Origin of the sequence: Caballeronia sp. LZ019 (genome assembly GCF_031450825.1) — a bacterium.
Lineage (GTDB): Bacteria > Pseudomonadota > Gammaproteobacteria > Burkholderiales > Burkholderiaceae > Caballeronia.
On the sequence record NZ_JARTVZ010000001.1, the window covers coordinates 429,472 to 454,120 of the forward strand.

19 protein-coding genes are annotated in these 24,649 nt (G+C 64.1%); 7 read left to right on the top strand and 12 right to left on the bottom strand.

Annotation, left to right across the window (positions count from 1 at the left end):
* Nucleotide 1 precedes the first annotated feature (1 nt).
* The 10 genes from P9255_RS01865 to P9255_RS01910 all read right to left on the bottom strand — a co-directional run bounded on the left by P9255_RS01865 (nt 2) and on the right by P9255_RS01910 (nt 11,352).
* Nucleotides 2-1,390 (bottom strand): FAD-binding oxidoreductase, encoded by a 1,389-nt coding sequence (locus tag P9255_RS01865; RefSeq protein ID WP_309768594.1) that lies wholly within the window; start codon nt 1,388-1,390, stop codon nt 2-4.
* 28 nt (nt 1,391-1,418) lie between these two features.
* Complete coding sequence (locus P9255_RS01870; protein ID WP_309768595.1) at nt 1,419-2,204, bottom strand: SDR family oxidoreductase; 786 nt, start codon at nt 2,202-2,204, stop codon at nt 1,419-1,421.
* The gene (rpiA, locus tag P9255_RS01875) at nt 2,201-2,965 is read right to left on the bottom strand and encodes a ribose-5-phosphate isomerase RpiA (RefSeq protein ID WP_309768596.1); all 765 of its coding nucleotides are present in this window, start codon (nt 2,963-2,965) and stop codon (nt 2,201-2,203) included. Before rpiA ends, P9255_RS01870 begins: the two co-directional genes overlap by 4 nt.
* A 40-nt stretch (nt 2,966-3,005) precedes the next feature.
* The gene (locus P9255_RS01880; RefSeq protein WP_309768597.1) at nt 3,006-3,851 is read right to left on the bottom strand and encodes an SIS domain-containing protein; all 846 of its coding nucleotides are present in this window, start codon (nt 3,849-3,851) and stop codon (nt 3,006-3,008) included.
* A complete protein-coding gene (locus tag P9255_RS01885; protein ID WP_309768598.1) occupies nt 3,851-4,564 on the bottom strand; it encodes an HAD-IA family hydrolase in 714 nt (237 codons plus the stop codon). Before P9255_RS01885 ends, P9255_RS01880 begins: the two co-directional genes overlap by 1 nt.
* Nucleotides 4,561-6,075, bottom strand: a complete 1,515-nt coding sequence (gene xylB / locus P9255_RS01890; protein ID WP_309768599.1) for a xylulokinase — start codon at nt 6,073-6,075, stop codon at nt 4,561-4,563. The genes P9255_RS01885 and xylB overlap by 4 nt, the downstream gene beginning before the upstream one ends.
* 41 nt (nt 6,076-6,116) lie before the next feature.
* Entirely contained in the window at nt 6,117-7,571 is a 1,455-nt protein-coding gene (locus P9255_RS01895) for an aldehyde dehydrogenase family protein (protein ID WP_309768600.1), read from the bottom strand.
* 14 nt (nt 7,572-7,585) lie between these two features.
* A complete protein-coding gene (locus P9255_RS01900; protein ID WP_309768601.1) occupies nt 7,586-8,614 on the bottom strand; it encodes an ABC transporter permease in 1,029 nt (342 codons plus the stop codon).
* 11 nt (nt 8,615-8,625) lie between these two features.
* Nucleotides 8,626-10,188, bottom strand: a complete 1,563-nt coding sequence (locus P9255_RS01905; RefSeq protein WP_309768602.1) for a sugar ABC transporter ATP-binding protein — start codon at nt 10,186-10,188, stop codon at nt 8,626-8,628.
* 69 nt (nt 10,189-10,257) lie between these two features.
* On the bottom strand, nt 10,258-11,352 hold the full coding sequence (locus P9255_RS01910) for a sugar ABC transporter substrate-binding protein (RefSeq protein ID WP_309768603.1): 1,095 nt from the start codon (nt 11,350-11,352) through the stop codon (nt 10,258-10,260).
* A 512-nt stretch (nt 11,353-11,864) separates the two neighbouring features.
* On the opposite strand from P9255_RS01910, the gene P9255_RS01915 reads away from it, so the two are divergent.
* Together P9255_RS01915 and P9255_RS01920 are read left to right on the top strand one after the other, a co-directional pair.
* On the top strand, nt 11,865-13,100 hold the full coding sequence (locus tag P9255_RS01915; protein WP_309768604.1) for an RtcB family protein: 1,236 nt from the start codon (nt 11,865-11,867) through the stop codon (nt 13,098-13,100).
* Nucleotides 13,101-13,405: 305 nt separating this feature from the next.
* Nucleotides 13,406-15,562, top strand: a complete 2,157-nt coding sequence (locus tag P9255_RS01920) for a TonB-dependent receptor (RefSeq protein ID WP_309789079.1) — start codon at nt 13,406-13,408, stop codon at nt 15,560-15,562.
* Nucleotides 15,563-15,643: 81 nt separating this feature from the next.
* Here P9255_RS01920 and P9255_RS01925 read toward each other — a convergent pair whose 3' ends face one another.
* On the bottom strand, nt 15,644-16,264 hold the full coding sequence (locus P9255_RS01925; protein WP_309768606.1) for a LysE/ArgO family amino acid transporter: 621 nt from the start codon (nt 16,262-16,264) through the stop codon (nt 15,644-15,646).
* Between the two features lie 106 nt (nt 16,265-16,370).
* Between P9255_RS01925 and P9255_RS01930 the strand changes: the two genes are divergently transcribed.
* The 3 genes from P9255_RS01930 to P9255_RS01940 all read left to right on the top strand — a co-directional run bounded on the left by P9255_RS01930 (nt 16,371) and on the right by P9255_RS01940 (nt 18,810).
* Entirely contained in the window at nt 16,371-17,261 is an 891-nt protein-coding gene (locus P9255_RS01930) for a LysR family transcriptional regulator ArgP (protein WP_309768607.1), read from the top strand.
* 167 nt (nt 17,262-17,428) lie between these two features.
* On the top strand, nt 17,429-18,592 hold the full coding sequence (locus P9255_RS01935; protein WP_404980231.1) for a DUF4382 domain-containing protein: 1,164 nt from the start codon (nt 17,429-17,431) through the stop codon (nt 18,590-18,592).
* Nucleotides 18,593-18,648: 56 nt separating this feature from the next.
* Nucleotides 18,649-18,810, top strand: a complete 162-nt coding sequence (locus tag P9255_RS01940) for a hypothetical protein (RefSeq protein WP_309768608.1) — start codon at nt 18,649-18,651, stop codon at nt 18,808-18,810.
* A gap of 356 nt (nt 18,811-19,166) precedes the next feature.
* Here the strand turns inward: P9255_RS01940 and P9255_RS01945 are convergent, their stop codons facing one another.
* Nucleotides 19,167-22,673, bottom strand: a complete 3,507-nt coding sequence (locus P9255_RS01945; RefSeq protein WP_309789080.1) for an indolepyruvate ferredoxin oxidoreductase family protein — start codon at nt 22,671-22,673, stop codon at nt 19,167-19,169.
* 99 nt (nt 22,674-22,772) lie between these two features.
* On the opposite strand from P9255_RS01945, the gene P9255_RS01950 reads away from it, so the two are divergent.
* Entirely contained in the window at nt 22,773-23,678 is a 906-nt protein-coding gene (locus P9255_RS01950) for a LysR family transcriptional regulator (protein ID WP_309768610.1), read from the top strand.
* Nucleotides 23,679-23,687: 9 nt separating this feature from the next.
* Nucleotides 23,688-24,581 carry a LysR substrate-binding domain-containing protein gene (locus tag P9255_RS01955; protein ID WP_309768611.1) on the top strand — a complete coding sequence of 298 codons (894 nt, stop codon included), beginning with the start codon at nt 23,688-23,690 and terminating at the stop codon, nt 24,579-24,581.
* Nucleotides 24,582-24,649: the final 68 nt, after the last annotated feature.

Consider the following 24,649-nt stretch of genomic DNA (forward strand, 5'->3'; position numbering starts at 1 on the left):
GTCACACCACTTTGCCGGGGTTGAGAATGCCGAGCGGATCGAGCGCCGACTTGATGGCGCGCATCGCCGCGATATCGGTTTGCCGGCGGCTTTGCGGGAGATAGTCGCGCTTCTTCGTGCCGATGCCGTGCTCGGCCGAAATCGAGCCGTCGAACTCGCGTGTCACGTCGTAAATCACGCGGTCGATGTCGTCGTGATCGTGCTTGCCCAGGCCCGGCACGTCCACGACGATATGGATGTTCCCGTCGCCCAGATGGCCATAGGTCATCACGAGCGCGTCGGGCCAGCGCTCGCGCAGACGCGCTTCGCAACGCTGTGCGGCATCGCCGACCTGGGCGATGGAAAAGCTCACGTCGTACGCGGCGTGATTGGGGATGAAGCGCTGGTATTCGCCGGGCGCATCGCGGATCGCCCAGAAATCGCGCGCGTGCGCTTCCGACGATGCAATCGCCGCATCGGTCACCACGCCCGCTTCGAGCATCGCGCCGAGAAATTCCTCGAAGGCTTCGCTGTGTCTCGCGGGATCAGTGCCGACGCTTTCGAGCAGCACGTAGAACGGATGCGCTTCGGCGAGCGGCGCGCGCAGCGTCGTGAGATTCGCGATGACGGCATCGTGATAGCCCGCCCACATCACTTCGAACGCGGATACGCCAGGCGCGAGTCCGGCTTGCGCGCGCGTGAGCAGCGTCGTCACCGCCGCGAACTCGGGCAATCCGCACCATGCCGTCGCAGTAGCCGTGGGTTTCGGCCGAAGACGCAATACGACGCGCGTGATGACCGCGAGCGTGCCTTCGCTGCCGATCAACAGATGGCGCAGGTCATAGCCGCTGTTGTTCTTGATCATCTTGTTGAGGCCGCCGATGACCTCGCCGCTCGCGAGCACCGCTTCGACACCCAACACCTGATCGCGCATCATGCCGTACTTGATGACGCGATTGCCGCCCGCATTCGTCGCGAGATTGCCGCCGATGACGCAACTGCCGCGCGCTCCGAGATCGAGCGGAAAGTAGAAGCCCGCGGCGCTCGCCGCTTCCTGAACGGTCTGCAGCGCGACGCCCGCTTCGACCGTCATCGTCGCCGAGACGGCATCGATTTCGACGATGCGGTTCATGCGCTCGAGACTCAGCGCGACTTCATCGCCACGCAGGTTCGCGCCGCCGACGAGGCCGGTCAGGCCGCCCTGCGTCACCACCGGCTGTCGATGGCGCGTGCAGATCGCCAGCGCCTGCGCGACTTCGCCGGTATTGCGCGGACGAAGCAGCGCGAGCGGCACGGCGCCGGGCAAGCCGCTCCAGTCCACCACCCGTTTGTCGCCGAATTCGTCCGGCAAGGCCACCACGTCTGCGCCGAGTGCATCGCGCAACGCGTGAATTGCATCGAGTGCGGTCATAGGCGCCTCGTCTCCGTTAGTCGGTGCATCACCATATCGTGTAGCCGCCGTCCATCACGATGTCCGATCCCGTCACGAACGCGCTCGCGCGCGACGCGAGGAAGACCACGCCCGGCGCGATTTCGTCCGGCGTGGCCATGCGTTCGAGCGGCGTGTAGTCGAGCCAGACCTTGCGCCACGCTTCGTTCTCGAAGCCGCGCTTGGTCAGTTCGGTGCCGACATATCCGGGCGAGATCGAGTTCACACGGATGCCGTCGGCCGCCCATTCGGCGGCGAGCGAACGCGTCAGATGAATGACGCCCGCTTTCGATGCGTTATACGAGGCCTGCGGCTGGGGCTTGTTCGCAATGCTGCCGCTCATGCTCGCGATGTTGACGATGCGCCCGCTCTTCTGCCGCGACATGTGACGCGCGGCGCTGCGGCAGCAATAGAACACGCCGTCGAGATTCACGGCGAGCACGGCGCGCCAGGCGGCGTCGTCGGTTTCGAGCGCAGCAGCGTTCCTGACGACGCCCGCGTTGTTGACGAGCACGTCGAGCTTGCCGTGCTGCGCGACGACGGCATCGAAAGCTGCATCGACCGATGAGGAATCCGTCACGTCCAGCGCGACGAAGCCGCCGTCCACGGCTTCGGCGGCCCGCTGCCCGAGCGCCGCTTCCCGGTCGGCGATGACGACCGTCGCGCCCGCATTGCGCAGCGCCCTCGCAATCGCAAGCCCGATGCCCTGCGCCGCGCCGGTGACGACGCACACTTCGCCGTCGAGCCGGAACACATCGAGCGTCGCGCCGCTGCTTTCTTTCGGGATGTCGCTCATTGGCGCGCTCCATCGAATACGACGATGTCCGCCGTGCCGTCCGCGTGACCCACGATCATCTCGCTCGCGATGCCGGTGAAGAGACCGTGCTCCACCACGCCGGGAATGGCGTTGAAGCGCGGCGCGAGCGCAAGGGGATCGCGAATGGCTTCGAGATGGCAATCGAGAATCCAGTTGCCGCTGTCCGTCACGACGAGCGCGCCGTTCTTCATGCGCCGCTCGATCCTGACCCCGGCGTCGAATCCCGCCGACACGAACAGTTCGCGCAACAGGCGCTCCGTGCTCTGCCAGCCGAACTGGATGACTTCGATCGGCAGCGGAAAGCGCCCGAGCGTGTCGAAGACCTTCTTGTCATCGACGACCGCCACCATCTTGCGCGATGCCGCCGCGACGATCTTCTCCCACAGCAGGCACGCCCCGCCGCCCTTGATCATGCTGCCCTGATGGTCGATCTCGTCCGCGCCGTCGATGGTCACGTCGAGCCGGTCGATCTGGCCCAGGTCCGTCAACGGCACACCCAGCTCGAGCGCCAGTTCGCGCGTCGCATTGGATGTGGGCACGCCGACGATATCGAGCCCGTCCTTCACGCGCGGCGCGAGCGCGCGCACGAACCAGTGCGATGTCGTGCCGGAGCCGAGCCCCACTTTCATGCCCGGCGCGAGGTAGTGGTCGACGGCCTTGATGCCCGAGACGAGCTTCGCCTCGTCCTGTTTCGATTGCGGCTCCAGCCGGGCGTAGCCCGGTTCGATGTGCGTGCTCAATTGCGTCTCCGTTGTTATCGAAACGCCCTTGAAACAAGGGCTAATCCATGAATTTGTCGGTGAACCAGGGGTCGAGCGCCGCGAGGTTGTCGGGCAATTCCCGTCCTTGCCGCAAGCCCAGCATGGCGACCAGCATGTTCACTACGAGCAGGTGATTGATCCGCGCCGTGAGTGGCGTGTACAACTCCGTGTTCTCGTACGCGGGCACCGCGATGGTCAGGTCGCATGTCTGCGCGAGCCGCGAGCCCGGCGCGCAGATCGCTATCGTCACGGCACCCTTGCCTTTCGCCATCGCGGCGGCCATCACGAGCGATTTCGTCGAACCCGAATGCGAGAAGAAGACCGCGACTTCATCGTTACGCAAGGTCGGCGCGAGCAGCAGTTGACGCTGGCTTTCCAGCACCACGCGGCAATGCAGCCCGAGGCGAAAGAACTTGTGCTCGGCATCGAAGGCGATGGTCTCGGATATGCCGAGGCCGAACAGAAAGATGCCTTTCGCATCGATCAGATATTGCGTTGCCCGCTCGATGGCCGCGGAATCCACGTCCCGCGCGAAACGCTGGATCGCGTGCAGCGAATTGTTCACGATCTTGCTGCAGACGCTTGCGGGGCTATCGGCATTCGTGATCGCTTCGTAGTCGAACGGCGCCTGCGGGATCAGTCCCTGACCGAGCCGGACCTTGAAGTCCTGATAGTCCGCGCAGTCGAAGCGGCGGAAAAAGCGCACCACGGTCGGGTCGCTGGTTTGCGCGGCCTCGGACAGCTCGGCCATGCTCATCTTGAGCGCGGCTTCCGGCGCGCCCAGCAATACATCGGCGATGCGCAAGGTCGCGCCCGCGAGCGTCGGGTGTTCGAGCGCGATACGGCGCAACAGGTCGTTTCTCATCAGGCTCCCGGCAGGCGCGACGCGTTGAGCGCGGCGCACCTCGTCACTAAATCGGCGAACGAATCGAGCCGCCTGTCATCCGGCACGGGAACCTCGGGCCCGGTGCCCCAGTTGACGATCAGACAGCGAACCTGCGCGCGTTGCGCACACTCGGCGTCGATGCGGGTATCGCCGATATAGAGCGTGTGCTCGGGCGCGGCGTTCATCTGTTCGAGCGTCATCAGCAGATGGCGGGGATGCGGCTTTCGTTGCGCAAGCATATCGCCTCCCACGACCGCGCTGAAATACCGCTCGATGCCGAAATGCGCGAGCACGGCCTGCGCCAGTTGCTGCGCCTTGTTCGTGCAGACGCCCAGCTTCACGCCGGCCGCGTGCATCGCGGGAATGGCGTCGAGTGCATCGGCGTAGACGGTCGCCTTCTCGACCGGGTGCTGCTTGTAGATCGACAGATACGTTTCAACGTCCGCGCTCACGCGCTCCTCGTCGAGCGCAAGACCGAGCCCCTTGTACAGCTTGTCGATCAGGCCGTACGAACCTTCGCCGATGAACTTCTCCACGAAGCCGACCGTCTGGGCGGGGATGCCGTGCGTCGCGAGCAGGCGGTTCACGGCGCTCGCGATGTCGGGCGCGGTATCGACGAGCGTGCCGTCGAGATCGAATACGACTGCATCGACAGGTCGTTCCGCCTGGAGGATGGATTCAATGACGGTCATCGGGTCGGGTTCTCCATGGCGATGCGTTGATAAACCGGACGCAGGGTGTCGTACAGCGTGCGGAAGGTGTCGAAGCGTGCGTCGTATAGCTCTTTGAGCGATGCGTCCGGGCTCACGCGGTCCGTCACGCGCAACGCGCCGGCCGCTTCGTCGAGCGATGTCCACCAGCCCGCGCCCACGCCCGCCGCCAGCACCGCGCCGTACGCGCCGCCCTCGGACGCGCCGGTGACGGTGGTCACTTCGCGTTGCAGCACGTCGGCCAGCATCCGAAGCCACAGCGGTTCGGCGGTTGCGCCGCCGGAGACGCGCACTTCGTCGCACGCGAGACCCGCCGTCTCGCCCAGCGATGCGATCGCGCGAATGTTCAGCAGCACGCCTTCCATGACGCTGCGAACCAGGTGAGCCGCATCGTGCATGGAAGTCAGGCCGATCCACGACGCGCGCCCGTCCGCCGCCACGTGGGGGCATCGTTCGCCGAGCAGATACGGCAGGAAAAGCAGTCCGTCCGAACCGGGCGCGGCCGTCTGCGCGAGTTCCGTCATGCGCTCGAACGATATCTCCGGCGCCATGCGCCGCAGCGCGCCCCGCAGCCATTCGAACGCGCCGCCGGCGGAGAGCGTCACGCCCATCACGTGCCAGCGTCCGGGCGCGTTGCCGCAGGAGATCTGCAACTGTCCGGTGGCCTCGGGACATGCGCGCAGTCCGCCCGCGACGATACCCGCCGTGCCGATGGTCACGCCGAGCGGTCCGGCGTCGATGACGCCCATCGACGTCGTCTGGATGACGGAGTCGCCGCCGCCGCCGAACACGGGGACATCGGCGGGCAAGCCCCACGCCTGCGCGAGATCGCGCCGCAAGGCGCCCGCGCGCTCCGTCGACTCGACGACTTGCGGAACCAGCGACGCGGGCAAGTCGAGCAGCGACATCAGCGCGCCGGACCACTCGCGACGGCGGACATCGAAAAGACCGGTGCCGGACGCATCGGATACGTCGGTCACATGCTCGCCGGTCAGCCGCAGACGAAGATAGTCCTTCGGATTGAGCATCCGGCGCATGCGCGCGAACAACGCGGGCTCGTGCTCGCGCATCCACAGCAGCTTGCCTGCGGTGAAACCCGGCAGCATGCGGTTCTGCACGAGCTCGAGCAGGCCGTCGAGACCGCCCGCGCGCGCGGTGATCTCATCGCAATACGGCGCCGCGCGCTGATCGCACCAGAGGATTGCGGGCCGCAGGACGTTATCGGCTTCGTCGAGCGCGGTGAGGCCATGCATCTGCCCCGACAGCCCGATGCCCGCCACGGCACGGCGATCCGGCAGCGCATCGAGCACCTGCGCGAGCGCGGCCTGCGTCGCCTGCCACCAGTGCTCGGGGTCCTGCTCGGCCCAGCCGGGCCGGGGCGACACGAGCGGATAAGCCGCCAGCGCCTTCGCCGCGACATTGCCCGCGCCGTCCACCGCGATCACCTTGCATGCGGAGGTGCCGACGTCGATGCCCAGAAGATAGCGTTCCATGCCCGTTCCGTTTGCGTATGCGTTGCCGTCGTGCGCGCGGTTCAGGCGCCGTGCCGCAACCGCACGTGCTTGAGATGGAGATAGCCTTCCATCCCTTCGCGTCCGTGCTCGTAGCCCGTTCCGCTTTGCTTGCGGCCGCCGTACGGCGCGTTCATGATGCCGGCATCGACATTGTTGATGGCGACGTTGCCGAAGTCGAGTTCGCGCGACAGCGCAAAGGTTTCCTTGACGTGCTCGGTGTACGCATAGGCCGCGAGGCCCGCTGGCGTGCCGTTCGCCGCATCGATTGCGTCCTCGAGCCGCTCGTAGGGCGCAACGCCGATCACCGGGCCGAAGGTCTCCTCGCGCATCACGAGCATGTCGGGCGTGCCGTCGGCAATCACGGTCGGTGCGTGGAAGAAGCCGTTTTCATGCGATGCCATCGCGTCGGGCCGGCCGCCGCCGCAAAGAATGCGGCCGCCGCGTTCGCGAGCGTCGTCGAGATGACGGCGCACCTTGTCGAGACCGGCGCGCGTGGCCATCGGTCCGACGTCGGCGCGCTCCTGTGCGATGCCATCGGCGACGACGAGCTTGCGCGCGCCGTCGGCCAGTCGCGCGAGGAACGTGTCGTAGACCGCTTCCTGGACGTAGGCGCGATTGATCGAGATGCAGATTTGCCCGGCATTGCGGAACGCGCGCCGCAGCGTGCCCGCGACCGCGAGATCGAGGTCCGCGTGCGCCGTCACGATCAGCGGACAGCTTCCGCCGAGTTCGAGCGACAGCCCCGTGATGCCGCGCACCGTCCTGTAGATGTCTTCGCCCGCGCTGCCGGAACCCGTGAACGCCACCTTGTCGATGCGCGGATGCCCGACGAGCCGCTTGCCCGCGTCCTTCGCGCCCATCACGAGATTGGCGACGCCCGCCGGCAATCCCGCGCGATGCACGCAGCGGAATACGGCCTCGGCGCTCGACGGCGTGAACTCCGATGGCTTCACGACGATGGTGCAGCCCGCCGCCAGCGACGCCGCGAGCTTCCAGCCGATCAGTTCGACCGGATAGTTCCACGGTGCGATGGCCGCCACCACGCCGACCGGCTCCTTTTCCACGAAGCTGACGAAGCCGTCCTCTTCGTTCGGAATGGTTTCGCCGTAGATTCGCACCGCCTCTTCCGCGTAGTAGTGGAAAGCCTTCGCGAGCTTGCGGGCCTCGCCCTGCGCTTCGGCGAGCGGCTTGCCCATCTCGGTCGTGATCGCCAACGCGATGACGCGTTCGTCCTGCGCGATGTGATCGGCAATCGCATGCAGCAGGCGCGAACGCTCGAACGGGTTGACGCGGCGCCAGCTCTTGAAGGCACGCGATGCGGCATCGACGGCTTCATCGATGATCTGCTGGTCCGCATCCGGCGCGCGGGCGACGACTTGCTCAGTCGCCGGATTGACGACATCGATCCACTCGTGGACGCTTTCGCTGCCGAAGCGTCCATCGATATACATCTCGCACGCACGAGGTTCTGTCATGGTCCGGATCAAGGTTATTGCGAAACGAAGTTGACGCGGATGGCGTCCACCGCGACCGCGATGAAGATCAGAATGCCGCCGATCATCTGCACGTAGAACGAGGGCACTTCGGTGATCGCGAGGCCGACGTGAATCACGGTCAGCAGCAGCACGCCGCCCAGAATGCCGAGCGCGCCGCCGCGTCCGCCGAACACGCTCACACCGCCGATGATCGGCGCGGCGATGGCGTAGAGCAGGAAGCCTTCGCCCTGATCCGACGTGATGGCCATCTGCCATGCGGCGAGGAGATAACCCGCGACGCCCGCGAGAAAGCCCGACAGCGTGAACGCAATGATCTTGACGCGATTCACGCGGATGCCCGCCGAGTTGGCGGCGAGCGCGTTGCCGCCCGTCGCGTACAGATAGCGGCCGAGCACCGTCTTGCGCAACATGAAACCCATGCCGATCAGCACGACCAGAAAGACGATGGGCATGACCGGCCAGTTGTCGATCGTGTACTGGCCGATCCAGATATAGCCCGTGGACATGTCCGAGATGGTGTTGCCCTGCGTGACCGCGAGCAGCGAGCCTTGCAGCACGATCATGACCGCCAGTGTCTGAATGAGCGACACCATCTTGAGCCGCGTCACGCACAGGCCATTGAAGAAGCCGATTGCCGTCGCCACCGCGATGCCCACCGGCACGCCGACGCCGGGCGTCAGTCCGAAGCGCGTCGAGAGAATCGCGCCGATGGCGGCGGAGAAGCCCATGTTGCTCGCGATCGACAAGTCGATTTCGGCGACCATCAGCGGCATCGACACGGCGAGCGCAAGCAGGCCGAGCACGGTCGCCTGAACCAGCACGTTCTGCAAATTGGACAGCGTGAAGAAGAACGGATTGAGCACGCCGAATACCACGACGAGCGCCGCCAGCCACAACCACACGACGTTCTGAAAGACCCATTGCACGCCGGCCTTGCCGCGTCTCGCGCCGGGCGCGCCGCCGGCATGAGCGGCAAGGGCTGCCGGGGCGTGCGACGAAGGAAGGTCGCTTCCTGTTTGCATGGACTGTCTCCTCATGATTGGCTCACCAGCGGCTCCGGCCGAGCGCTATCGATCGATGCCGGCTCCACGTTGAACGCGGCCTGCAGAATGGCGTCCTTTTCGATATCGGCGCCGGTGTATTCCCGTTCGATGCGCCCGCCGACGAACACGGACACGCGATCGACCATCCGCACCATCTCGTCGAGATCGCTCGTGATGACGATCACGCTCAATCCTTCCCGCGTCAGCGTATCGATGATGCGATGCACTTCCTCTTTCACGCCCACGTCGATGCCGCGCGTGGGTTCGTCGAGAATCAGCAGCTTCGGCGAGGTCGCCAGCACGCGGCCGAGGCAGACCTTCTGCTGATTGCCGCCCGAGAGCGTGCCGAGCAGCACTTCGGCAGTCGGCGCCTTCACGCGAAACCGTTCGAAATAGCGCTGCACGACGCCGCGTTCCGCATTCGAATCGATGACACCGGCGCGGGACACGTGATTCAGGCTCGACAGCGTGATGTTGTGCGCGATGCTTTGCAGCCCGACGAGTCCGTCGCGATGACGGTCGTCCGACAGATACGCGATGCCGCGCTGGAACGCCTCGCCCGGATGATCGGCCGGCGCGCTCGTGTTGCCGTCGTGCGTGATCCGGCCGCGCGTCGCGCGATTCGAGCCGAAGAGCGCGAGCGCGAATTCCTTCGCGCCCGAGCCCGGCAGTCCCGCGAAGCCGACGATCTCCCCCGGCGCAATGCCGAACCGGTCGACTTCGATGCCCGGCGCGGCGAGCCCTTCGACGCGCCAGCCTTCGCGCTCGACTCGCGCGACATCGCGCCGTTCGCGATAGAACAAGGGCACATCGCGCCCGATCACCAGTTCCGACAGTCCGTCCGAGTCGATCTTCGAGAGGTCGTCGTGCTCGCCCGCGAGCCTGCCGTTGCGCAGCACGGATACGCCATCGCAGATATCGAGGATCTCTTCGTTGTAGTGCGAGATGAAGACGAAGCTCACGCCCCGCGCCTTCAGGCTGCGCATGAAGTCGAACAGATGCTCGCGGTCCGCGAGCGTGAGCGCGGTGGTCGGTTCATCGAGGATCAACAGCTTGCCGCCGCTGTGCAGCGCACGCAGGATGTTGAGCTTGCGTTTGGCGACCGCCGAAAGCTGCCGCGCGGGCATGAGCGGATCGAAGTCCGTGCCTTCGAGCGCGGCTTGCACGTTGTCCATCAACGCGCGCTGATCGACACGGCGCGCGATGCCGCGCTTGAGCGGCCAGCGGCCGAGCATGAGGTTGTCCGCGACGGACATGGAATCGACGATCATCGGTTCCTGCGTGACGAGGAACACGCCGCGCGCTTCCATCTGCTGGACGTCCGAGCCTTGCACATCCTCGCCATCCAGGACGATGCGCCCCTCGCTCGGCGCGGTCTGCCCGCTGATGAGGCGCACGAGCGTGGACTTGCCCGCGCCGTTCTCGCCGAGCAGGCCGTGGATCGTGCCGCGCCGGATGTTGATCGATACCTGGTCGAGCGCGAGCACGGCCTTGTATCGCTTGACGACATCATGGGTGCGCAGGATGTATTCGTTGCTGCCTGTATCCGCCATTCAGAAAGTCTCCGGTCGGCGTTCGGCGCGCGGTGCGCGCGCCGTTCAACTCACTCGCACTGGCGCAAATCAGGAGTAACGGATGCCCCATTCGTTATAGGCGATGTTGCCCCACTGCCGCTTGTCCTTCACCGAACCGGCATCGACGACGAACGGCTGAATGACGAGGCTCGGTCCCGTCTCCGACTTGGTCACGACCGCCTTTTCCCAGAAGTACTGACTGTTCTGATAGTCGCCGTGCGGCACCGGCTGGCCCTTGAGCGAATACTTGTCGAGCATTTCGACGGTGATTTGCGCATAGGCGATCGGGTCCTGCGACACCACGGCGTCCATGTAGCCATCGGCGATCCATTGCAACGCGGCGGGTTCACCGTCGATGTTCACGAAAATGACATGGCCCTGCTCGCCGACCTTCTTCCACTTGCCCTTCTGCTGCAACGCCGTGACGATGCCGCGCGCGGGCGAATCGCTGGGCGCGTGAACGGCGTCGAGGTCGGGATATTCGGACAGCGTGGAAAGCGTGACCGACAACATGTTCTTCAGCAGACCTTCGGTCGGACGGCTGATGAGCTTGACGTCGGGATACTTCTTCATCGTCTCTTCGAAGCCCTCCTTGCGCAGACGCCACGCGACCGACTGCAGCGCGCCATAGCAGTTCAGTACCGTGCCCTTCGCGGAACCGTTCTTCTTTTTCAGGGCCGCGACGATGGTTTCCGCGGCCATTACGCCGCCCGCCTTGTTGTCGAAGTCGACGGTGATCGCGACATCGCCGCCGAGCGCCGGGGTATCGATGATGCCGACCGGTATCTTCTTGAAGTTGAACTTCTTGATGACGCTGACGATGGCCTGACTGTCGATCGGATCGGCGATGATCGCCGAGGGGTTCTTCAGCATCAGGCTGTTCCACTGCTCGAGTTGCGTGGTGTTGCTGAAGTTGGCGTTGACCGCCTGAAACTGCCAGCCCTTCGCTTCGACGGCTCGCTTGACCGCTTCCTGCTGCGTGACGAAGAAGTAGTAGTCGAGGCTCTTGTTGCTGAACGGCACGAACACTTTCTGCTGGGCGAATCCGAGCTTCGACACCGACGACAGCGCAACGCCGCCGGCCGTGGCGGCGAGTCCCGCCAGAAACTTTCTACGCGATGCGACTTCTGATGCTTCTTCCATAGTTGTTGTCTCCTCAACATCGGTATGGACCAGCGACGCTTGCTCGGACAGGCTCGACAGGGTTGTTAGTGCCGTTCCCTCTCGACGTAGTATTACGATCAAAATATACCGATGAAGCGTTTCGGCGATCAAGCTAGGGTTTACTACTTGATGCGGCGCAGCGCCTTGCATATTCAGGCTTCGGCTTGATTTCGGGTGATGTTCAGCATGAATCGCCACGGCTTGCTTGACGTAGTTTTACTATCGTTTGTGCCGTTTCGACGGTTCCCGTCACATGCGCGGGTTGATGCATCGTTGCGGCCGGTTGAACCTGTCGGCCGGCGTGTAACGCCGGCTTCGGCGTCACGGGGCTGAAGGTCGCGGTTGCGCGCGCAGGGCGGCTCGCCGTCGTCTCGACGCTTGCCGGATTAGATTGAAAAAGGGTCGCGCCACTACCGAGGTGGCTACGCCGATTGCTAGCATTCCACTATCGACGCCTGGTGCGTAGTCAATCAAATCTGGACAGAAACACCATGAAACACGACGAATACGACGTACTGAACGTCGACGGCGGCCGCCCGGTAAAGATGTGGACCCGGGGCGTGCCGGTCGAAGAGGAAGCCAAGCGCCAATTGAGCAACACGGCGAAGATGCCGTTCATCTACAAGCACATCGCGGCGATGCCCGACGTTCATCTCGGCAAGGGATCGACGATCGGCAGCGTCATCCCGACGCTCGGCGCGGTGATTCCGGCAGCGGTCGGCGTGGATATCGGCTGCGGAATGATGGCGGCCAAGACCACGCTGAGCGCAAACGATCTGCCGGACAATCTGGGCGCCTTGCGCAGCGCCATCGAAAAGGCCGTGCCGCATGGCATGTCGCCGAAGACGCGCGGATTCAAGGGCCGCGACAAGGGCTCGTGGGAGACGCCGCCCCAACCTGTCGATCACGCATGGGCGGCGCTGAAAGACGAGTTCGACGTCATCGTGCAGAAAACGCCGAGGCTCAGGAACACGAACAACTACAAGCATCTCGGCACGCTGGGAACGGGCAATCACTTCATCGAAATCTGCCTCGATGAAGAGGGCTTCGTGTGGTTCATGCTGCATTCGGGTTCGCGAGGCGTGGGCAACGCAATCGGCTCGCACTTCATCGAAGTCGCGAAAGAGGACATGCGCGCGCACTTCATCAACCTGCCCGATCAGGACCTCGCGTATCTGCCCGAAGGCACGCAGCATTACGACGATTACGTGCAGGCCGTCGGCTGGGCGCAGAAGTTCGCCCGCATGAACCGCGAAGTGATGATGTCGAATCTGATCGCCGCCGTGCGGACGGTCATCACGAAGCCGTTCGAGACACACGTCGAAGCGGTCAATTGCCATCACAACTACGTGCAGAAGGAACATCACTTCGGCAAGGACGTGCTTCTCACGCGCAAGGGCGCGGTGTCCGCACGCGCGGGCGAGCTCGGCATCATTCCAGGATCGATGGGCGCGAAGAGCTATATCGTTCGCGGCAAGGGCAATCCGGAGAGCTTCCATAGCTGCAGCCACGGCGCGGGACGCACGATGAGCCGCACGGAAGCGAAGCGTCGTTTCAGCATCGACGATCAGGTGCGTGCGACGGAAGGCGTCGAATGCCGCAAGGACGCGGACGTGATCGATGAAATTCCGATGGCCTACAAGGACATCGACGCCGTGATGGAAGCGCAGCGGGATCTGGTCGAAGTGGTGCACACGCTGAAGCAGGTCGTTTGCGTGAAGGGCTGACGTTCACTCTCGCGCTTGCCGGCTCCGGGCCGCTTTACCGCGTCGAGCATCCGGCCCTTGCGCGAACCCATTCGGCCGTCATCGAACGATTCCTGGCGGTGGACATGACTTCCGGGGCGTGATCGTCAACGTGCGGCACGGCCGCGATGAACACGGCATGTCGGTCGAAGGACCGACATGCCGGTTCGCTCGAGGAACGGATCGGTTCATCGGCCGGATAGTTTACAAACCGATATCACTCCGTCAGAATGCGTCCGTGCAAATGCGAATGGTTCGCATTTCCCAAGACGAGAACGACGAAGAAAATGACCTCAGCAGCGCGCGACGCCGGTGCTCCCGGCGGGTGGACCTTGCGGCCATCGATCCTGGCGGTACTTCTGCTCTTTGCCACCAGTCATTGCGCGCTCGCGCAGCAAACCGGCCCTGCAGCGGCCGATACGACGCTTCCCGCCGTCTCCGTCACCGCCGCGAGCGACAAAGACCAGGGACAGCACCTTCGGAGCGACGTGAGTGCCGGCGCGCTCGGCACTCGCACTCAGCTCGACACGCCCTACTCGACCACGATCGTCACGGGCGAAGAACTCGCGGATCGCCAGGCGAAAAAGCTCGGCGATGTCTTCGCGCAGGACGCGTCGGTATCGGACAACAGCAACCCGTATAACGCATGGGCGAGCTACATCACCGTGCGCGGCTTGCAGCTCGACTGGCAAAACGGCTTTCGCATCGACGGGCAACCGATCAATGCCTACGGCATCACGATGCCTTACGAGCAGCTCGAAAGCGTGCAACTGTTGAAGGGCCTGTCCGGCTTCATGTATGGCTTCGGCGCGCCGGGCGGCGTCGTGAATTACGTGACGAAGAAACCGCCGCTCACCGACCGGCAGATTGCGAGCGTCAACGTGGGCTATGCATCGACCAACATATGGTCGGAGCATATCGACCTCGGGGGACGCGTCGGACCCAACGCCATGTTCGGCTACCGTTTCAACGCGACCCACGAGGAAGGTAAGACCTATAACGACGGAAACGTGCGCCGCGATTCATTCTCGCTGTCCGCCGACGCCCGCCTCACGCGCGATCTGACCGCGACGTTCGGCGCGTTGTATCAGGAGCGGCATGCATCCGGCATCACGACGGCGATATCCACCTCCGGCCTTACGGGCAACGCGCTGCCCGTACCGTTGAGCGGTGGCAGCAGCACGCTCGTGACGCCCGATCAGCACCTGAACACCAATCTGCAGCTCTACACGGCCGGCCTGCGCTACAACCTGAATCAGGACTGGACGATCTCGGCAACCTACGGATTCAGCAAAAGCACGCGCTATCGAAATGAAAGCACGTTCTATCTGACCGACCTCGCGGGCGATTACACCGATACGCGCTTCGAAGGCAATGAAGGACATCAACTGAACGCGTGGCAGATCATGGCGGAAGGACTCGTGAAGACAGGGCCGTTCCAGCATCAACTCGTGTTCGGCGCGTCCTATCAGAAGCAGACGAACGACAATACCGCCAACTCGTTCTATGAGCAGATCGGCGTCGGCAACATCTATCAGCCGAACGTGAACCGCTACAGCGGCGGCGGCTATATCACCTATCGCAATGCGGACATCGTGCAGAAGGCCATTTTCGCAAGCGATACGATCGCGCTGACATCCCGCTGGTCCGTGCTCGGCGGCGTGCGCTTCACGAACTATGAACAGCACGGTTACGCCGTCGACGGCACGACGAGTTCGACGTATTCGAAGAATGGCGTTGCGACGCCTTCCGTCGCATTGATGTACAAGCTCACGCCCGGCACGACGCTCTATGCGAGCTACGTCGAATCGCTCGAAGCGGGCAACGTCGTCGGCACGACTTACGCGAATTCCGGCGCGGTGCTGAATCCGCTTCGCAGCAAGCAATACGAAGTCGGCGTCAAGACACAGAACGAACGCTGGAGCGCGACGGCTGCGCTGTTTCGCATCGAGCGCGGCGCGCAGTATGCGAACAGCGACAACGTCTTCGTGGAAGACGGCGAGTCCGTGTTTCAGGGCGTGGAGGCAGGCGCGGACGTGCGGCTCGGCCGCGATTGGACCATTGGCGGCGATCTCATGTGGATCGCCACGAAGTACAAGAAAGGTTCGGACTACGACGGTAATCGCGTCGCCGGCGCACCGGGGTTCATCGCAGCCGCGCACGCGGCGTATGCCGTGCCCGTGGTGCCGGGCCTGACGCTCGGCGCGTCGGCCAAGTTCACGGGCAACACGAGCCTGCGTCCTGCAGGCGACATCAAGGTGCCGGGCTACATGATCTACAGCCTCGGCGCGACTTATGCGACGAAGATTGCAGGACATAACGTCGGCGTTCGTGCGGCCATCGATAATCTGACGAATCATCGCTACTGGGAATTCCAGTACGCGAACTATATTCAGCCGGGCGAGCCACGCACTGTCGCGATCAACGCACGCGTGGAGTTCTGATTCAACGACGCGCAGGAGGGGCGGGCGTCGGAGGGTTGACCGCATGACAACGCGTTCAACCCGTCATCCTCGCAACGCGAATCAACGCACCTGAGTGAAGGCGATGGCGAGCACCATCGCGCCGATCGCGCCATCGAAGACACGCCACGCGCCCGCACGACGGAACAGCGGAGCCAGCACTCGTGCGCCATAGCCGAGCGCGATGAACCAGACAAGGCTCGCAGCCATCGCCCCGATGGCGAACGTCAGTCGCCCTTCGGCGGGCTCGCGAGCGCCTGCCGTGCCGATCAGCAGAAACGTGTCGAGATAGACGTGCGGATTGAGCCACGTCAACCCAAGCGTGGTCAGGATCGCCGCGCCCGCGCCGACTGTTGACGTGGCCTTGGCGCCGGCTGCGGCATCGATCGTCGCATGGGACGGCTTCCATGCGCGCCACAGCGCGTTCAGGCCGAACCAGAGCAAGTAGGCGAGACCCACATAGAGCAGCGCGTGGACCACGCGCGGATAGCTTTCGACCAGTGCCGATGCGCCGCCCACGCCCGCTGCGATCAGCGCGAAGTCGGACAGCGTGCACAACACGACGATCTTGCCGACGTGAGAGCGCAGGATGCCCTGCCGGAGCACGTAGGCGTTCTGCGCGCCGATGGTCACGATAAGCGATGCGCACAGCGCCGCGCCGTGCCAGAAGGAAAGCGAGTTCATGGATGCAATCGGAAGAGAGTTGGACAGGATCGACGACTTCCGGTAGATTGCCCGACAGCTTCGACGAAGCAAAGCTAACTTTCCTAACGCCGATTAAGCATCGCTAATGCTCGACTACGCTCTCTTCGATGCACTATGCGCCGTCGTTCGCCACGGCTCCTTCGAGCGGGCGGCGCGTGCACTGAACGTCACGCCTTCCGCAGTCTCGCAGCGCGTAAAACTGCTGGAGGAACGCGTCGGCACGGTGCTGGTCAGGCGCGGTACGCCTTGCGTCGCGACGCCGTCCGGCGCGCTGCTGTGCCGACATACCGAGCGCGTGCAGATTCTGGAAGCCCAGCTTGCGGGCACGCTGCCCGATCTGCCGGGTTTGGCCAAAGGGCGGCCCACGTTGCGCGTGGCCGTCAATGACGACAGTGTCGGCACCTGGTTCGTCGATGCGGTCGCGCCTTTCTGCGTCGAGCGACAGATTCTGCTCGATCTCGTCATTGACGATCAGGATCACACGGCGCAACTCATTCGCGAAGGCGCCGTGCAGGCCGCCGTCACCACGCAGGCCGAGCCGGTGCAGGGCTGCCGTTCGACGCATCTCGGCCGCATGCGCTATTTCGCGGTGTGTTCGCCCGGCTTCTTTCAGGCGCACTTCGCCAAGGGCGTGACGCGCGAAACGTTGCGGGCCGCGCCATGCGTTTCGTTCAATGCGAAGGACGAGTTGCAGAAGCGCTTCATTCGCCGCATGACACGCGCGGAAGTGAATCCGCCGCTGCACTGGATTCCGCACGTCGCGGGTTTTCTTCGGGCTTGCGTAGCCGGACTCGGCTGGGGCATGTGTCCCGAACGCATGATCGGCGAGCAATTGCAGCGTGGCGAACTGGTGCAGATGGCGCCCGGCCGGCACCTCGACGTTGCCTTGTACTGGCAGAGCTGGCGGCTATCCATCGGCTGGCTGGACGAGTTCGGCGGGATGCTGCGCACACGCGCCGGCGAATGGCTTGGATGATGACGACATTTCGGCCACGTGCTGCGCTGTTGTTCGCCGCAATCACGGTGTCTGTTTCGCCCTTACGTATCGATGTAAAAGTTACAGTTCGGCCGTTCCTCGTTACACTCCTCCGATCAATTGCGGTATAAGCTGCCGTCACTTCAAACAAAAACAAAGGTGACGAAATGAATCGAGGATATTGGCGAAGACTCGGCCTGACCGCAGCAATGTCGACACTGCTCGCTGCCTGCGGAGGCGGTGGCAATGACGGATCAAACGCCCCGACGGGTACGCTCCACGTGGCCATGACCGATGCACCCGCGTGCGGCTTCGATCACGTCTATGTCACCGTTTCGCAGGTGCGAGTCAACGCGAACGCCCAGGCCACGGACAGTGACGCAGGGTGGACCGCCATCGTTCCGTCCACGCCGCAAAGAATCGATCTGCTCTCCCTGACGAATGGCGTGCTCGCCGATCTCGGTCCAGTCGCGCTGCCGGCTGGTCAATATCAGCAGGTGCGCCTCGTCCTGGCTCAGAATACCGGCAACACGCTCGCCAACTCGGTCGTGCCCACGGGCGGCGCCGAACAGCCGCTCGCGACGCCCAGCGCGACGCAAAGCGGTTACAAGATCATCCAGCCCTTCACGGTGCAGCCGAACACGCTCGCCGACCTGGTGCTGGACTTCAACGCCTGCAAGTCGGTTGTCGCGCGCGGCAACGGGTCGTATGCATTGAAGCCGGTCGTGACCGCAACCCCGGCCACGGTGAGCGGGCAAATCTCCGGCTATGTCGCGGCTGCCGAAGCGGGCGCCACGGTATATGCCGAGCAGGGCGGGAAGGTCGTCCGGGGAACCATCGCCGATACCACCGGCAAGTTCGTCCTTTCGCCGCTCATTCAAAGTTCGACGCAAGGCACCTACGATGTCGTCATCGTTCAGAACAACGTCGCCTCGGGCATCGTGCGCTCGGTGCCGGTCGTCGTGAATGCGAACACGGCAATTTCGACGCCCGCCGCGCCTATTGCCCTGCCCCCTTCGCCGATGAGCATCGTGAGCGGGACGGCGACGCCGACCGCGAACGCGCTCGTACGTGCATTACAGACGCTCGATGCGAACCGCTACGAAATCGCGTCTGGCAACGCGAATCTGGATAGCGGCGCATACCGGTTGTCGTTGCCCGCAGCGGCGCCGCTGATCAGTACGTATTCGTCATCGCTGCCGCTCAGCTTCGCTGCAGTGCCCGCCGCAGCCGGTCAATACACGCTGGAGGCGGATGCTGCTTCGGGCGCAACGCAGTCCGCGCCGGTCGACGCCACGATGAGCCAGACCAGCGTCGACTTTACTTTCTGACAAACCACGATGGGGCGGCCGGCTTTGCGGCGCCCCTTCCCTAATGGAGCTGCTTAATGAAGAAATCCGTCGTTCTCGTTTCATTGCTGGTTGCCGCCGGCATGTTCAGCGGATGCGCCGTTTATGTCCCCGATGCGCCGTATGTCACGGTCAAACCGCAAGGCGGTCCGGGCAACGGATTCTGCCCGCCGGGGCAAGGAAAGAAAGGCAACTGCTGAGTGAGCCGGCTAGGCACGAAATGGGAGCGTCGCGAGTGCGGTCAACGAACGAGTGCAGCAGCCGTCGACGTGTCCGCTCTCGCGTTGCCGAGCCTGGTGTCGAGTGGCGCACCGCACGGTGCTTCGATAAGACTTCCATCAGTGGCCCGGTGTTGACACGCGGCCCAACTGCGTGCCGTGCGGCTCGATAGCGTGTGTTGCGTATTGCAATCGGAACGACGCGTTGCCGAAGCGCCGACGAAGTGAAGTCCGCTGCACTCACGCCGCTTGGCCGGAGACGATCGCCGTACGTTCGCGCAACCTGCCGTCCGCCACTGCGAGGCGGGCGGCGTCGAATGCGCCACCGATGATCCGATTCACGCCGCCGCTTTCGTCGCCGGATGACCCCGCTCGTACTGCCCGCGCAAGGCGGCACGCTTCGCTTCGGCGATGCCGGCATTACGCTCCTTCACATGGCCGTAGCCCCGAACGCTCTGCGGTAACCTGGCAAGCTCGATTGCCGTGTCGAGCCGTTGCGCATCGAGCGATCCGACCACCTCGCGCATCGATGCCTCGTATTCTTCTATCGCCTTGCGTTCGCGCCGGCGCTCCGCCGTATATCCGAACGGATCGAACACGGACCCTCGCAGCACCTTCGCTCGCGCGAGCACCCTGAAGACGGACAGCATCCAGCTTCCGAACTCCTGCTTGACCAGTCGCCCCTGCTTGTCCTTCTTCGCGAGCAACGGTGGCGCAAGATGGAATCGAAGACGGAAATCGCCTTCGAACAGCGTGGCTGCGCGCCGGGCGAAATCCGTGTCCGCATGGAGACGCGCGACTTCGTATTCGTCCTTGTACGCCATCAGCTTGTACAAGCTCACGGCGATCTCGCGGCTGACCTTCTCACCGCCCACGCGTTGCTGCTCTTTTTCGGCGGCCTCTCTGACGTAACGTTCATAGCGATGTGCGTAAGCGGCATTCTGATAGGCCGTCAGCCGCTGCACGCGATCCGCGATGATCTGCGCGAGCGTTTGTCTCCTGGGCGGCATCGCGATGACGCTCACCGGCTCGCCGATACCCGCTGCCGCCTTGACCGTGTTCACATCGAGCGCGGCGTGCCGGCCCCACGCGAATGCCGCCTTGTTCATCTCGATGGCCGCGCCGTTCAGTTCGATGGCGCGCATCAGCGATCGCTCTTCGAGCGGAACGAACCCGCGTTGCCATGCGAAGCCGAGCAGGAACATGTTGGTCGCCACGGCGTCGCCCATGAGCGCAGTTGCGATGCGAGTCGCTTCGAGCGAGTGCGTGACCAGCGAATGTTCCTGCACCTGCGCAATCAGGGCTTGCGGCGACGCGGACCAGTCGGGATCGCGGGCGAAGCTGCCGGTAGGCGCGACATCGGTGTTCACGACGGAGACCGTGCGAGCCGGATCGCACAAACCGATCGCATCCTTGCCTGCCGCCACCATCATGTCGCAGCCTAGTATCAGGTGCGCTTTCCCCGCTGCGACCCGTGCGGCGTGGAGCGCCTCGGGCGCGCGCGCGATCCGGATGTGCGACATCACCGCGCCGCCCTTCTGCGCCATGCCGGCCATGTCGAGGACGAGCACGCCTTTGCCTTCGATATGCGCCGCCATGCCCATCAACGCGCCGATCGTCACCACGCCCGTTCCGCCGACACCGGTCACGACCACGTTGTACGGCTCGCTCAAGCCGGGCAACTTCACCGCCGGCAGATTGGACGGAACGGCGACTTCCGCCTTGCGCGGCTTGCGCAACGTGCCGCCTTCCACCGTGACGAAGCTCGGACAGAATCCCTTCACGCACGAGAAGTCCTTGTTGCACGAGCTCTGGTCGATGGTCCGCTTGCGGCCGAGCGGCGTTTCGAGCGGCAGAACCGACACGCAATTCGACTGCGTGCCGCAATCGCCGCACCCTTCGCAGACTTCCTCGTTGATCAACACGCGACGCGCGGGATCGGCGAGTTTCTTTTGCTTGCGGCGTCTGCGCTTTTCGGCGGCACAGGTCTGCGCATAGACGATGACCGTCACCCCGGCGACCTCGCGCAGCTCGCGTTGCAGTTCCTCCATCCTGTCGCGATGCAGAAGCCGCGTGCCCGCGGGCAACGAAGCCGCATCGAACTGCGCGGGTTCGTCCGTCACCAGATGCACCTGCTTCACGCCCTCCGCCGCGACCTGATTCACGATCTGGAGGACGCTCGGCCCGCCCTCCACGGGTTGCCCGCCGGTCATGGCGACGGCGTCGTTATAGAGAATCTTGTAGGTGATGTCGATGCCCGCCGCGACCGCCGCACGGATCGCCAGCGATCCCGAGTGCATGTAAGTGCCGTCGCCCAGATTGGCGAAGATATGGCGCGTCGCGGTGAACGGCGCCTGGCCGATCCACGAAACGCCTTCGCCGCCCATCTGCGTGAACGTCTCGGTGCTGCGGTCCATCCACATCGACATGAAATGGCAGCCGATGCCCGCGACCGCCCGGCTTCCGTCGGGCACCCTGGTGGACGTGTTATGAGGGCATCCCGAGCAGAAGTACGGCACGCGTTGCGGCAGCTTCGTGTTCAGCGCGGGACGCGCTTCGTTGCCGGCAAGCGTTTCGAGGAAAGCGTGAACGCCCGATGGCAAGCCATCTTCGCCGAAGACACGCGCCAGCCGCGCCGCGATGGTTGCCGCGATGGTCGAAGCATTGAGTTCGCCGTTCGGCGACAGAAGAATGCCGTCCTTGGGAACTTGCACCCATTCGCCGGCTTCGGCGTACTTGCCGACCACGCGCGGTCTCGACGACACCGGCTCGTTGTACAACTGCTCCTTGATCTGATACTCGATGATCTGACGCTTCTCTTCGACGACGAGTATCTCCGACAGCCCGTCCGCGAACGCCCTGACGCCTTGCGGCTCGAGCGGCCAGGAGACGCCGATCTTCAGCACGCGAACGCCGAGCGCGCGTGCAGCTTCCTCATCGAGCCCGAGCAGCGCGAGCGCTTCACGGGTGTCGAGATAGCTCTTGCCGGTGGTCACGATGCCGAAGCGGGCCTGCGGCGCGTCCCAGACTTGCCGATTGAGCCGGTTCAACCGCACGTATTCGAGCAGCGCGTAGAGCCGTTCGCGTTGCAGCCGGTTCTCCTGTTCCAGCGGCGCGTCGGGCCAGCGCAGCGAAAAGCCATCGGGCGGAACGGGATAGCTATCGGGAATCCGGATCTCGACCGATGCCGGATCGACCTCGAACGACGATGATGTTTCGATGGTGTCCGTAATCGTCTTGAAGCCGACCCAGCATCCCGAATAGCGCGACATCGCCCAGCCGTGAAGGCCGAACTCGACGAATTCCCGGACGCCGGACGGATTCAACACCGGCATCATCGCGGCGATGAACGCGTGTTCGCTCTGATGCGGCAGGCTCGACGACTTGCAACTGTGATCGTCGCCCGCGACGACAAGCACGCCGCCGTGCTTCGATGTGCCCGCGATATTGCCGTGCTTGAACACGTCGCCGCTGCGGTCGACGCCCGGCCCTTTGCCGTACCACATCGCGAATACGCCGTCGACCGTCGCGTTCGGGTCGAGGTTGACCATCTGCGTGCCCCACACGGCGGTGGCCGCCAGTTCTTCGTTGAGGCCCGGCGTGAACTTGATGTTGCTGCCCTCCAGATGCTTCCTGGCTTTCCATAGCTCCTGGTCAACCGCGCCTAGCGGTGAACCGCGATAGCCCGATACGAAACCGCCCGTCTTCAGGCCCCGGGACTCGTCGCGCGCTTTCTGCGCGAGGAGCATCCGCACGAGCGCCTGAGTGCCGGTCACATAGACGCGTCCTTGCGGCTTCAGATACTTGTCTTCCAGCGAAACGGAACTGGAAAGTTCGGCTGTCATCGTCGAGTCTCCGGGCATGTCATTGGTTTCCACGGAGTTTAGGAACCGCCCCGCCTATCGTAAAATCATAAATTCGAAAACCCGCTATGACTTTTTCGAATGCCGAGCGACATCACGATCCGTCAACTGCGGTACTTCGTCGCCGCCGCGCAAAGCGGTCAGATTTCGATGGCTGCCGCAAACGAGCATGTGTCGCAGTCCGCGGTGACGAACGCGGTGTCGTCGCTCGAAGGCGCGCTCGGGACGAAGCTCTTCGAACGCCTGCCTCATGGCGTCGCGCTGACGCTGGACGGCCACGACTTCTACAACCACGCGCGGCACGTGCTCGACTCGCTCAGCGACGCGCTCCACAAGTCCCGCTCCCGTTCGAAGGAAGCTCAGGGCACGGTGCGGATCGGGGCTTCGTACACGGTGCTCGGCTACTTCCTTCCCGAAGTGCTCGCGCGATTCGCCGCGAGCTATCCCCAGGTTCACTTCGAGTTGCACGATCTCGACCGGCCGACGCTGGAAGCGTCCGTGGCGTCGGGCGACATCGACGTGGGCGTGGCCATCCTGTCCAATCTCGAGTCGATCGGCCGGTTCGAGCATCGCAGCCTCGTCAGCTCGCCGCGAAAACTGTGGGTCGCCCCTTCGCATCCGCTCGCCAGGATTCAGCGCCCGACGCTTCGGGATATCGCGGCGCATCGGTACATCATGCTGACCGTCGACGAGGGCGAGGAATCCGCGCTGCGCTACTGGAAGAAGGTGACGCCCCGGCCCGACATCTTTTTTCGCACGGGATCGATGGAAGCGTTGCGCGGACTCGTGTCGCACGGATTCGGCGTCACCATCCTCTCGGAGATGGTGTTCCGCCCGTGGTCGCTCGAAGGCAAGCGCATCGAGGCGCGCGAGATCGCCGACGCCGTCCCGCAGATGGACGTCGGCATGTTGTGGAAGAAGGGCTCGCCGTTATCTCCTGCAGCGAACGCCTTCGCCGATTTTCTCGGCTACGGGCGCGGAGGCTGAGAAGACGCCATGCGAATCGATCATTACAGCCTCGAACTCTTCATCTCTGTTGCGCAGACCGGTTCGATCGCGCGTGCCGCGAGCCTGAACCATATCGCCGCGTCCGCGCTGAGCCGGCGGTTGACCGATCTCGAAGCGGTGATCGGCCTGCCGCTCTTCATCCGGTCGGCGGCCGGCGTCGAGCTGACGGAAGCGGGACGTCATGCGCTTTCGTGCGCGAAGTCCGTCGACGGGCAGCTCAGGCAGATGGCGCGCGAGATTCAGTCGCTCGGCGGTCAGGTGGCCGGGACGGTGCGGCTATTCGCGAACGCTTCCGCGATCGTCGGCTTTCTGCCGGAGCTTCTCAAGGGCTTTCAGGCGGCGTATCCGCTCGTGGAAATCGCTCTCACGGAGCAGATCAGCGACGAAGTGATTCGCGCATGCCTCGACGGTCGCGCGGACGTCGGGATATCGGCGAATCGCGAGGCGCCGTCGCAACTGCAGACGTGGCGCTTCGCCCATGATCCGCTGATGGTGGTGCTGCCGCCCGGCCACGAACTCGAGCAGCACGACACCCTTGCTTTCGACGATGTGATTCGCTATCCGGTCGTGGCATTGCAGGCCGGCGGCTCATTGGATCAGGTCCTCAAGGAACGGGCGGAAGCGGCGAGAACGCCCTTGCACCTCGTCGTCACCGTCAACAGCTTCGACGCTCAGTGCAGGATGGTCGAAGCGGGTCTCGGCATCGGCGTCGTGCCGACGAGCGCCGCTTCTGCGTTCGCGGGATCGCGCAATTTCGTCCGCAAGCCGCTCGATGAAGAATGGGCGCGGAACCGCTCGTTGCAGGTCCATGCCTATCGCAAGACGCCGGCGCTGCGCGCGGTTCAGGCGCTGATCGATTTCCTCACGCAGCATAAGGGTTAGTTCCGATCTCGCAATCTGCGAGATGGTCCCTGCTTAATCAGCACTTCCACCGTGGCGCGCTTGCCGTC

What these genes read in the sequence shown, in the direction of transcription:
- P9255_RS01865 (WP_309768594.1), bottom strand. Translation starts at nt 1,390, where the DNA reads ATGACCGCACTCGATGCAATTCACGCGTTGCGCGATGCACTCGGCGCA.
- P9255_RS01870 (WP_309768595.1), bottom strand. Translation starts at nt 2,204, where the DNA reads ATGAGCGACATCCCGAAAGAAAGCAGCGGCGCGACGCTCGATGTGTTC.
- P9255_RS01880 (WP_309768597.1), bottom strand. Translation starts at nt 3,851, where the DNA reads ATGAGAAACGACCTGTTGCGCCGTATCGCGCTCGAACACCCGACGCTC.
- P9255_RS01885 (WP_309768598.1), bottom strand. Translation starts at nt 4,564, where the DNA reads ATGACCGTCATTGAATCCATCCTCCAGGCGGAACGACCTGTCGATGCA.
- xylB (WP_309768599.1), bottom strand. Translation starts at nt 6,075, where the DNA reads ATGGAACGCTATCTTCTGGGCATCGACGTCGGCACCTCCGCATGCAAG.
- P9255_RS01895 (WP_309768600.1), bottom strand. Translation starts at nt 7,571, where the DNA reads ATGACAGAACCTCGTGCGTGCGAGATGTATATCGATGGACGCTTCGGC.
- P9255_RS01900 (WP_309768601.1), bottom strand. Translation starts at nt 8,614, where the DNA reads ATGCAAACAGGAAGCGACCTTCCTTCGTCGCACGCCCCGGCAGCCCTT.
- P9255_RS01905 (WP_309768602.1), bottom strand. Translation starts at nt 10,188, where the DNA reads ATGGCGGATACAGGCAGCAACGAATACATCCTGCGCACCCATGATGTC.
- P9255_RS01910 (WP_309768603.1), bottom strand. Translation starts at nt 11,352, where the DNA reads ATGGAAGAAGCATCAGAAGTCGCATCGCGTAGAAAGTTTCTGGCGGGA.
- P9255_RS01915 (WP_309768604.1), top strand. Translation starts at nt 11,865, where the DNA reads ATGAAACACGACGAATACGACGTACTGAACGTCGACGGCGGCCGCCCG.
- P9255_RS01920 (WP_309789079.1), top strand. Translation starts at nt 13,406, where the DNA reads ATGACCTCAGCAGCGCGCGACGCCGGTGCTCCCGGCGGGTGGACCTTG.
- P9255_RS01925 (WP_309768606.1), bottom strand. Translation starts at nt 16,264, where the DNA reads ATGAACTCGCTTTCCTTCTGGCACGGCGCGGCGCTGTGCGCATCGCTT.
- P9255_RS01930 (WP_309768607.1), top strand. Translation starts at nt 16,371, where the DNA reads ATGCTCGACTACGCTCTCTTCGATGCACTATGCGCCGTCGTTCGCCAC.
- P9255_RS01935 (WP_404980231.1), top strand. Translation starts at nt 17,429, where the DNA reads ATGAATCGAGGATATTGGCGAAGACTCGGCCTGACCGCAGCAATGTCG.
- P9255_RS01940 (WP_309768608.1), top strand. Translation starts at nt 18,649, where the DNA reads ATGAAGAAATCCGTCGTTCTCGTTTCATTGCTGGTTGCCGCCGGCATG.
- P9255_RS01945 (WP_309789080.1), bottom strand. Translation starts at nt 22,673, where the DNA reads ATGACAGCCGAACTTTCCAGTTCCGTTTCGCTGGAAGACAAGTATCTG.
- P9255_RS01950 (WP_309768610.1), top strand. Translation starts at nt 22,773, where the DNA reads ATGCCGAGCGACATCACGATCCGTCAACTGCGGTACTTCGTCGCCGCC.
- P9255_RS01955 (WP_309768611.1), top strand. Translation starts at nt 23,688, where the DNA reads ATGCGAATCGATCATTACAGCCTCGAACTCTTCATCTCTGTTGCGCAG.